Origin of the sequence: Sphingomonas sp. FUKUSWIS1, assembly GCF_000733135.1 — a bacterium.
GTDB lineage: Bacteria > Pseudomonadota > Alphaproteobacteria > Sphingomonadales > Sphingomonadaceae > Sphingomonas > Sphingomonas aerolata.
In genome coordinates this window covers 1-8,951 of sequence record NZ_JPJC01000067.1, presented here as the reverse complement: position 1 = coordinate 8,951, position 8,951 = coordinate 1, and the positions used below count along the sequence as shown (strand labels likewise).

Below are 8,951 nucleotides of genomic sequence, written 5' to 3'. Positions count from 1 at the left end.
CCGGCGACGCGCGGCGGGGCGAGCCAGTCGGCCAGCGTCAGGCCGGTATGGTCGATCGCCTTGACGATCACCCAGCCCGCGGCGCGCGCATCGCTCAGCGCGTCGTGGTGACGATGCTCGATCCCGAGATAGCGCGCGAGCTGCCCGAGCTTGTGGTTCGCCAGATCGGGCCAGGCACGCTTGGCAACGCGCACGCTGTCGAGCCAGGTCGTCTCGATCGCCGGGCGATCGTGCACGCGGCACGCGGCGGCGAGCGCCCCCTTGTCGAAATAGGAATGCGCGACCGTGGTCCGCCCCGACAGATGCGCGGTGACCGTCGCATGGATGTCGGCAAAGCTCGGCTGGCCGACGACATGATGCGCGGCGATGCCGTGGATCCGCGTGTTGAACGCGTGAAATTCGTCGCGCGGATCGACCAGCGTCTCATAGGCGAATACCTCGGCACCGTTCCGGAAGCCGACGATCCCGACCTGACAGATGCTGCTGACGCGCGCACAGGCTGTCTCGACGTCGATCACGACGAAATCGGGCGCGGTCTCGTCGAGGTCATGGGCCAGCGGTTGCAGCGCGGTCGTCGTCAGCATGGCGTCACCCCTAGCGCCGACTCAGGCGGCACGCGATCCCCCAACACCCTCCGCATCAGCGAAGCTGGCTGTCCTTGCTGCCGCGGCGGTTGAACAGCGATGCCGCGGGGCGATCGCGACCGCTCTGGCAGGCGATGCATGTCCGCACGCCCGGCACGGCCTGGCGTCGGCCCTCCGGAATGTCGTCGCCGCAGGCGATGCACTGTTCCTCGCTCTCGCCGACGGGCATCCGCGCGCGTGCTGCCATCACCGCATCCATCACGGTATCGTCGATCTGATCCTGCACCGCGCCATCGCGCGTCCAGCCGCCTGCCATGCTTCGTCTCCGTTCGTGCCCCGATCGTGTCAGGTGCCTGACCTATATGGGAAAGCATCGTCGGCATTGCACGTCGCCGGGTCCGGCGGCGGTGCCAGCTAGCGTCCTGCGCTGTCCGGATCGCCCAGCGCGCGGCGCAACGCGGTGACCTCGGCGTTGAGCGCGCGCAGCCGGTCGGGCGTCATCCCGCTGCGGTCGACGATCATCGGCCCGAGGCACCCCGTACCCGCCCAGCAGGTCCGGCCCGCCGGGGTCAACCGGACATGCATCTGCCGCTCGTCCGCCGGGTTGCGCAGGCGCGTGACCAGCCCCGCCGCCTCGAGCCGTTTGGCCAGCGGCGTGATCGTGCTGGGCTCGAGCGCGAGCCGTTCGGCGATCGCGCCGATCGTCCGGCCATCCTCCGCCTCGTGCAGCGTCTGGAGCACGAGGAACTGCGGATAGGTGATGCCGAGCTGGTCGAGCATCGGCTTGTACGCGCGGTTGATCGCGATCGTCGCGGCGTAGAGCGAAAAGCAGAGCTGCTCGTCGAGCGGGAGCGGCGGGGGGACGGTATCGGACGATGGCGGCTGATCGGGCACGATAGGGGCTCCTGGCTGAGCCGGAGACCTACCATGCCGATGTTTATCGTGGCAAACGACGCGGCGGACCGAAGCCCGCCGCGTCGCTTCATGCCGCGATCAGTCCTTCGCGCTGCCGGGTTCGGCCATCTTGCGATGCTGCTCGGCCAGGACGGAGCCGGGCACGACATTGGCGATGACGCCCTGCAGCTTGGTCATCCAGCCCGAGAATACCGAGCCCTTGCCCGCCATCAGCGCGTCCCAGCCGTCGCGCGCGACATCGCTGGGCGAACGCTTGTTGGGATCGGTGCCGACATCGGTGTCGTTCATGTCGGCGCGGTCGAAGAATTCGGTGTCGACCGGCCCCGGCATCAGCGTGGTCAGCGTGACGCCGTCCGCGTCCTTGATCTCGTTGCGGAGCGCTTCGGTGAAGCTGTCGATGAACGCCTTCGACCCGTTATACACCGCCTGGAACGCGCCGGGGATATAGCCCGCGACCGACCCGGTCACGAGCAGCTTGCCGTCGTTGCGCGCGACCATCGCGGGCAGCACCTTCTGTACCAGATACAGCGTGCCCGTGATGTTGGTGTCGATCACCGCGCGCCAGTCGGCGACGCTCTGGTCGAGGAAACCGTGTCCCAGTCCGCGGCCGGCATTCGCGCACAATATGTCGATCTGGCGCCCGTTGGTCGCGGCGAGCAGCGCGTCGACGCCGTCGGTGGTCGACAGGTCGGCCTCGAGCGCCGTTACCGTGGTCCCGAACTGGCGGAAGTCGGCCGCCGCCGCCTCGATCAGCGCCTCGTCCGCGACGACGAGGATGTCATAGCCGTCCTGCGCCGCGATCGTCGCGAGCTCGAAGCCGATGCCCGTCGAGGCGCCGGTGATGACGGCGAATTTGCCGTGTGGTGATGCTGTAGCCATGGGTCGATATCCTCTCAGTTGAAGCCGGGCTTGAGCACGACCTTGGTCACTTCGTTCTGATCGTCGTGGAACATCTTGTAGCCCTGCGGCGCCTCCTCGAGATCCATGCGGTGCGAGATGAGGAAGGTCGTGTCGATCTTCTCCTCGAGGATCGCGTTGAGCAGCGCGGGCATGTAATGCTGGACGTGCGTCTGGCCGGTCTTGAGCGTCAGCCCCTTCTCCATGAACGCGCCGAGCGGGAACTTGTCGACGAGCCCGCCATAGACCGCGGGCATCGAGACTCGGCCGCCCTTGCGACACGCGATGATCGCCTGGCGGATCGCGTGTGTGCGATCGGTGCCGAGGAAGGTCGACTTCTTGATCTGGTCGATGACGTTGTCGACGAAGAAGCCGTGCGCCTCCAGCCCGACGCTGTCGATCACCGCATCGGGACCGATCCCGCCGGTCATAGCCATCAGCGCCTCATAGACCGCGCTTTCCTCGAAATTGATCGTCTCCGCGCCGAACCGCTTGGCGAGCGCGAGGCGCTTGGGGAAATGGTCGATCGCGATGACACGCTCGGCGCCCATCAGGAACGCCGACTGAACCGCGAACAGCCCCACCGGGCCGCAGCCCCAGACCGCGACCGTGTCGCCGGGCTCGATCTGCGCATTCTCCGCCGCCTGCCAGCCGGTCGGCAGGATGTCGGACAGGAACAGCACCTTGTCGTCCTCGATCCCGTCGGGGATGACGATCGGGCCGACGTCGCTGAACGGCACGCGGACATATTCCGCCTGGCCGCCCGCATAGCCGCCGGTCATGTGGCTATAGCCGAACAGCCCGCTCATCGGCTGGCCGTACAGCTCCTGCGCGATGTCCTGATTGTCCGCGGGCAGGCCGTTGTCGCAGGCGGAATATTGATGCTTGCCGCAGTGATAGCAGCTGCCGCACGCGATCGTGAACGGCACGACGACGCGCTGGCCCTTCTTCAGCGTCGACTTGGGACCGGTCTCGACGACCTCGCCCATGAATTCGTGGCCGAGAATGTCGCCCGCCTGCATCGTCGGGATATAGCCGTCATAGAGATGCAGGTCGGAGCCGCAGATCGCGGTCGACGTCACCTTGATGATGCAGTCGCGCGGGTTGAGGATCTCGGGGTCGTCGACCGTGTCGACGCGGACGTCGTGGCGGCCATGCCATGCCAATGCGCGCATCAGGCGAACTCCTCGTCATGCTGTTTGCGGGTGAAGGCGGCGGTCGCGATCTCGCCCGTCTCCATCAGTTGCTTGAACCGGCGCAGGTCGCGGCGCGCCTGGATCGCGGGTTCGCGCTGGAACATCTTGGCGACGATCTTGCCGACGATGCCGGCGGGCGGATCATAGACGATCGTCGCGGTGACGACGGTGCCGCGTGCGCCGGCATCGCGGAACTCGACCCGGCCGCTGTTGGCGACATCGGCGCCCGGTTCGGACGTCCAGGCAATCACCCGGTCGGGCGTCTCGTCGGTCACGACCGCGTCCCATTCGACCGTGCGGCCGGCGGGCGCCTTGACCACCCAGTGCGACCGCGTGGCGTCGATCGGGGTGATCGACACGACGTTTTCCATGAAGCGCGGCAGGTTGGTGAAGTCGCGGAAATAGGCGAACAGCTCGGCTGCCGGGCGGTTGATCGTCACCGTGCGGCCGACGATGCTGTCCCCGGTCGTGGTCGGCAGGCCCTCGGCGGCGATCGGGTCGCCCTTCTTCCAGGTCGTCGGGGGCGCGTCGTCGGTATGGTCGGTAGGGGACTGCGACATGTCCGTTCTCCTGTCCAAAGATGCTGTCCCAACGCGTCAGTCTGGCGGGGAGCCGGTGGGCGCCGGGCGGTTCGTCGCAACACAGCGACGGCTCGTCGTCAGCCACCCGGGAAATTGATGTCGCTCAGTAGATTTCTCTCCGGCGGGGCGGCGGGGAACCCCGACGCATAAAAAACTACCGCCCGGTACAGAAGGTGGTTGACGTTCGGGTCGATCGGTTTGTATACCGCTCGGTATCGAAGGTTGCTCCGACGTCGGAACGACACTGTCACCACGACCGCACCCGCGCCGCCCCATGCCGTGCCGATGGACCCTCCATCGACGCAGGTCCGGTGCTGCCCGATCCGAAAGGGGATATTCATGGCCTATCTCGACCTCGACACGCATTTCGCCGCACCCTGTGGCACACGCAACACCGCGCGGGTTGCAGCCGCCGCGCCGGTAAATCCGGCCGCGAACCTCGCCGCGGATCTGGCCGCCGATCTGGTGGTCGATCTTTCTGGTGACGCCGCCGACGAGACGGCGGGGTTTTCCGCGCTCGAATGGAGCGTCATCGCGCTCGCCAAGCGCGACACGCTGCGCAGTCTTGCCAGCCCCGGTGCGGTGTCGCGCGCGATGGGCGGGCTGTTCGGGCTGGGCAGCCGGTCGCAGCTCGCCGATCCGCGGCTCGAGGCGCTGCGGCGGATGGCGGTCTATGCGTGGCGCCGCGGCTTCGCGCTGCCGATGACCGAGATCCGCGCGTTTCTTGCCGCGGGGTTCGTCGAGGCGCAGATGGAGACGCTCGTGGTCAGCGTGACCGGGATGCGCGTCGGCGCGACGACCCGCGCACAGCTCGACGGCTGATACCCCGCGCGAGACGGCTTGACGTCACAATGTGACAGATCCACGACAGTGCCAGAGCAGGGGGCAACGACCCCTTGCCGCACAGGAGAGGATCTATGAAAACGACGTCCGCCGTCGCGGCGCTGCTGGGCACGACCCTGGCGATCGCATCCCCCGCAGTGGCCCAGACCGCGAGTGGCGCGACCGCCGCCGCCGCGCCGGTCAACCGCATGGTCGTGTTCGGCGACAGCCTGGCCGATGGGGGCTATTATCTGACGCTCGACCCGCGGTTGCCGCGCGACGCGGGCAGCTTCACGACAAATCCCGATCCGGTGGCACCCGAAGTGGTCGCGGCGCGGCTCGGGCTGCCGCTGACCCCGGTCTATGGCCAGGGCGGGACCAATTATGCGGTCGGCGGCGCGCGCGTGACCGCAGCGAACGCGCTGTCGATCCCGATCACGACTCAGATCACCAACTTCCTCGGCGCGGGCGGCACGTTCGGGCCGCGCGACCTCGTCTATGTGCAGGGCGGCGGCAACGACTATTTCGCGTTCCTGGCCGGGGGCGGCGCGAACCCGGAGATCCTGACCACCGCCGCGACGCAGCTCGCCACGCAGGTCAGCCGGCTGCAGGCCGTAGGCGCGCAGCGGATCGTGACGCTCGCGGTGCAGACCGGCGGTGCGGCGGGGCTCGCCTTGTTCAACCGGACCTATGCCGCGGCGCTCGCGGCGGCGAACGTCAACGCGCTGTATTTCGATACCGACCGGTTGTTCAACGAACTCGTGACGAGCCCGGCGACCTATGGCTACACCAACATCACCGGGGTCGCCTGCACCGTGCCCTCGTCGCTCGCCTGTACCCGCGCAACCCTGGTCACGCCTAATGCGAACGAGACCTATATCCTCGCCGACAGCGTTCACCCCGCGGGCATCACGCAGCGGATCCAGGGGCAGGCGATCGCCAGCCTCGTCCAGGCGCCCGAGCAGATCGCCGGGCTCGGCTATGCCGCGCAGGCGATGTTCCGCGCGCAACGCGACCTGCTCGAAGGCCCCGAACGCGGCGGGTCGCAGCGTGACGGTCGTGCGCTGTCGGTGTTTGGCGGTGCGGCCTATCATTATTACGCGAGTGGCAATTCGGCGCAGCGCGTCGGCATCACCGAGCGGGGCTTCAGCGGGACGCTGGGTGCGGACCTCGCGATCGGCGCGGCCTCGGGCGTCGGGATCGCCGGCGCCTATTCGGACGGGACGGGCGATTTCCAGAACGGCGCGGGACGCTACAAGCCGCGCGCCTGGTCCGCGAGCGGCTATGCGCGCGGCGAGCTGGGGCCGGTCCGGCTGCTGGCGGACGGCAGCTATGGCGAGATCGACTATCGCCAGATCCAGCGCAGCGTGCAGCTCGGGCCGACGATCCGCACGCATGACGGCGAGACCGACGGCAATTACGTCGCGGGCCGGATCACGGGCGCGCTCGACCTGGTCCGCACCGGCGGTCTCGCCTTCGGGCCCGATCTGGCGGTGCAATATGACCGCGTCCGGCTGGCGGGCTATGCCGAGGCGGGCGGGCTGTCGACCGCGGCGGCGTTCGGTCGCCAGCAGATCGAGAGCCTGACCGGTCGGTTCGGCGCGGTCGTGCGGTCGCTGCCGGGCGAGCCGGTCCGCGTGTTCGTGCGGGCGGGCTATGAGCGCGAGTTCGACGACGATGCCCGCACGCTGACGATGACCCCGACCGGCGCGCCGATCCGCTTCACCAGCAGCGTCGAACGCGCCGATCGCAATTACATGAGCTATGCAATGGGGGTCGACGGACAGGTCGCCGGCGCATTGTCGCTGCGCGCGGGCGTCGCGGGCTATGCGCTGCGCGACGACCGCGACAGCGTGACCGCCTTCGCCGGGCTGTCTGCGGCGTTCTGAACGCGGGCGTGCCGGACCGGGGCGTCAGCGTCCCGATCCGGCCCGTGCGTCAGAACCCCTTCTTCAGCGACACGAACACCTGGCGCGGTGCACCGGCCAGCAGCGTCTGGTTGTCGCCGCTGGCGGTGAAGCCGTTCGAGCCGATCGTCGAGATATAGCCCTTGTCGGTCAGGTTGGTGACGCTGCCCTCGATCGACACGCCGTGAAGCGGACCGTCCCCCTCGAAGCGGTAGCCGATGCTGGCATCGACGAGCACGCGGCCCGGCACCGACTGGTCGTTCAGATAGGTGAAGTAGCGCTTGCTCATATAGTCCGCGCCGACGCGTGCGGTGACGCCCGACTGTTCGAACACGATCTCGCCCTTGACCATGTGCTCGGGGCTGTCGACCGCGGTCTTGCCGTCGGTCGCGACCAGCACGGCACCGCGCGCGTCGAGCACGTCGTCGGCATATTGCGAGTTGTTGTACGAATAGCTCGCGAACAGCGACAGCGGCGTGAACACGCGGTAGGTCAGCGCGACCTCCGCGCCATAGGTCCGGACGCTGCCGACATTGTTGAGCGTTGCCGGGTTGCCGATGATCCCTGCGCCATTGGCAAAGCCGAGCAGCCGGTTCGAGAAGTCGATATAATAGCCGACCGCCGAGGCCTGGACCGGGCCCTGGCGGAAGCGCAGCCCGCCTTCCGCGGTCTTCGACCGTTCGGGCTTCAGCCGGTCGCGGATCGCGTTGAACCCGGCCTGCGTGGTCGAGAACGGCCCGGTCGTCGCCGACGAGACATAGGCGCGGACGTTTTCCTTATAGTCCGCGAACAGCTCGGTGCCGGGCGCGAGCTTGAACAGCAGCCCGGCCTGGGGCTGGAACCAGTCCTTGGCGGAGATCCGCCCGACCGCGAGCGGCGAGGTCGTCGCGGGCAGCATGATCGCACGGTTGGTGACGGTGAAGCCCTTCCACCCGGCATTGAGCGTCAGTCGGTCGTCGGCGAGGCGGAGCGTGTCGCCGACATGATACTGGATCGTGTCGGTGGTGTATTTGCCGTCCCATTGCGTCGCATAGGGATTGTCCTGGAACTTCAGCACGTCGCGGTTCGGCGTCGCGGTATCGGTCATGCTGTAGAAGCGGCGCGCCTGGGTGAAGCTGTTGCTTTCATACCAGCCGCCGAGCTCGAGCGTGTTCGCGCCGGTTTCATAGGCGAGGTTGCTGAGTGCCCCGCCGCGCTTGATCGCATATTCGGTGGTGCGGAAGCCGAGCGGGCTGGCGGCGGCGATCGGCGTGCCATCGGCATTGGCGGCGCCGGCCGGGGTCGGCGAATAGGGCGTGATCCACGATCCCTGACCCTTGTTGTCGTGATAATAGCCGGTGGTCCTGAGCGTCAGGCCGGGGGTGAGGTTGGCGTCGAACGTGACCCCGCCCAGATAATCGCGACGGACGCCCGCGGCGTCGAAATAGACGTCGTCGACCGTGCCGATCCCGGCGGGAAACGCGGTGCCGACGCCCGCCCAGGGCTGTGCCGCGCCGGCCGCGGCTGCCGCCTGGTTCTGCGCGACCTTCGCGATCTGCAGCGCGAGCGGATAATTGTCGGCGATGTTGTCATTGCCCAGCCCGCGGCGGCGGATGATGTCGTAGCTCAGATCCTGGTAATCCTGCTCGCGCCGGTCGGAGAAGTTGAGGAACGCCGACAGGCTGCCGAGGCTGCCCAGATCCTTGACGATCTTGCCGTTCGCCTGGTGCTGGCGCTGGACGCCCGCGCCCTTCCACTTGTCGGTGGTGAGAAAGCCGTAGCTCAGATAGCCCTTCAGCCCGCCGCCGAGATCGCCGCTGTCGATCCGCGCGAAGCCGCGATAGGTGTCGTTCGAGCCATAGGTGCCGCCGCCGGTGACGTTCAGCGTGTCGCGCGGTCTGTCGCTGAAGAATTCGATCGTACCGCCGAGATTGCTGGTCGAGGCGGTGCCGAGCGCGCCCGCCCCCTGCGCCACGTCGGTCCGCGCGACGTTTTCCGAAATGATCGCGCGGCTGATGTGCAGGCCGTTGACGTTGCCATAGCTCATGTCGCCGAGCGGCACGCCGTCGA

9 protein-coding genes are annotated in these 8,951 nt (G+C 67.8%); 2 read left to right on the top strand and 7 right to left on the bottom strand.

Features of this window, described 5'->3' with window-relative positions; genetic code table 11:
* From sphsw_RS05450 to sphsw_RS05425, 6 genes are all read right to left on the bottom strand, one after another.
* Positions 1-584 (bottom strand): exonuclease domain-containing protein (locus sphsw_RS05450; protein ID WP_042466617.1); only part of this gene is annotated, 584 nt, incomplete at its 3' end.
* Between the two features lie 55 nt (positions 585-639).
* Positions 640-900: a DksA/TraR family C4-type zinc finger protein gene (locus sphsw_RS05445; RefSeq protein WP_031439716.1), complete on the bottom strand. Its 261-nt coding sequence runs from the start codon at positions 898-900 to the stop codon at positions 640-642.
* Between the two features lie 98 nt (positions 901-998).
* Positions 999-1,478, bottom strand: coding sequence for a MarR family winged helix-turn-helix transcriptional regulator (locus sphsw_RS05440; RefSeq protein WP_031439715.1), 480 nt, complete (start codon positions 1,476-1,478; stop codon positions 999-1,001).
* A gap of 99 nt (positions 1,479-1,577) precedes the next feature.
* On the bottom strand, positions 1,578-2,378 hold the full coding sequence (locus sphsw_RS05435; protein ID WP_031439714.1) for an SDR family NAD(P)-dependent oxidoreductase: 801 nt from the start codon (positions 2,376-2,378) through the stop codon (positions 1,578-1,580).
* 14 nt (positions 2,379-2,392) lie between these two features.
* Positions 2,393-3,571 carry a zinc-dependent alcohol dehydrogenase gene (locus tag sphsw_RS05430; RefSeq protein ID WP_031439713.1) on the bottom strand — a complete coding sequence of 393 codons (1,179 nt, stop codon included), beginning with the start codon at positions 3,569-3,571 and terminating at the stop codon, positions 2,393-2,395.
* Positions 3,571-4,152, bottom strand: coding sequence for an SRPBCC family protein (locus sphsw_RS05425; protein ID WP_031439712.1), 582 nt, complete (start codon positions 4,150-4,152; stop codon positions 3,571-3,573). Before sphsw_RS05425 ends, sphsw_RS05430 begins: the two co-directional genes overlap by 1 nt.
* Positions 4,153-4,512: 360 nt before the next feature.
* Between sphsw_RS05425 and sphsw_RS05420 the strand changes: the two genes are divergently transcribed.
* Positions 4,513-4,995: a hypothetical protein gene (locus tag sphsw_RS05420; RefSeq protein ID WP_235188291.1), complete on the top strand. Its 483-nt coding sequence runs from the start codon at positions 4,513-4,515 to the stop codon at positions 4,993-4,995.
* A gap of 95 nt (positions 4,996-5,090) precedes the next feature.
* Positions 5,091-6,884, top strand: a complete 1,794-nt coding sequence (locus sphsw_RS05415; protein WP_031439710.1) for an autotransporter domain-containing protein — start codon at positions 5,091-5,093, stop codon at positions 6,882-6,884.
* Between the two features lie 49 nt (positions 6,885-6,933).
* Here sphsw_RS05415 and sphsw_RS05410 read toward each other — a convergent pair.
* A partial coding sequence (locus sphsw_RS05410) for a TonB-dependent receptor (protein ID WP_031439709.1) occupies positions 6,934-8,951 on the bottom strand: 2,018 nt, incomplete at its 5' end.

Coding starts and splice junctions, on each gene's coding strand:
- sphsw_RS05420 (WP_235188291.1), top strand. CDS start 4,513: ATGGCCTATCTCGACCTCGACACGCATTTCGCCGCACCCTGTGGCACA.
- sphsw_RS05430 (WP_031439713.1), bottom strand. CDS start 3,571: ATGCGCGCATTGGCATGGCATGGCCGCCACGACGTCCGCGTCGACACG.
- sphsw_RS05425 (WP_031439712.1), bottom strand. CDS start 4,152: ATGTCGCAGTCCCCTACCGACCATACCGACGACGCGCCCCCGACGACC.
- sphsw_RS05445 (WP_031439716.1), bottom strand. CDS start 900: ATGGCAGGCGGCTGGACGCGCGATGGCGCGGTGCAGGATCAGATCGAC.
- sphsw_RS05435 (WP_031439714.1), bottom strand. CDS start 2,378: ATGGCTACAGCATCACCACACGGCAAATTCGCCGTCATCACCGGCGCC.
- sphsw_RS05415 (WP_031439710.1), top strand. CDS start 5,091: ATGAAAACGACGTCCGCCGTCGCGGCGCTGCTGGGCACGACCCTGGCG.